The organism is Staphylococcus sp. AC872 (assembly GCF_979255425.1).
Genome location: NZ_CEEDKW010000039.1, coordinates 1 through 351, shown reverse-complemented (window position 1 = coordinate 351; position 351 = coordinate 1). Strand labels below are relative to the sequence as shown.

Below are 351 nucleotides of genomic sequence, written 5' to 3'. Positions count from 1 at the left end.
TTCATCACTTTATTTAAAAATTCAAGCCAAGTATTCATATATTTAAAACGCTTTTGGTCTTCGTACCATTGAACCATACCAATTGATTGAATAACTGTATACCACTTCATACGCTTATTTAGATTTATACTTTCTTGAACGCCATATGTTACAAACCACTTAGACCATTTATTTTCAGGAACGTAGTTGTAAAGCAGCATACCTATATCTATTGCAGGATCTGCTATCATAGCACCTTCCCAATCTAATAAAAATAGCTCGTCACGATCTGATAAAAGCCAGTTATTGTGATTGACGTCTCCGTGTACTACAGTGAAATATCTTGAATCTAAATTAGGTATATGGGCTTCT

1 protein-coding gene is annotated in these 351 nt (G+C 33.6%); it reads right to left on the bottom strand.

What is annotated here, in order from left to right; translation table 11 throughout:
• Positions 1 to 351: phosphotransferase family protein (locus tag ACZ267_RS12825; RefSeq protein WP_463680340.1), on the bottom strand; the 351-nt coding region annotated here is incomplete at both ends.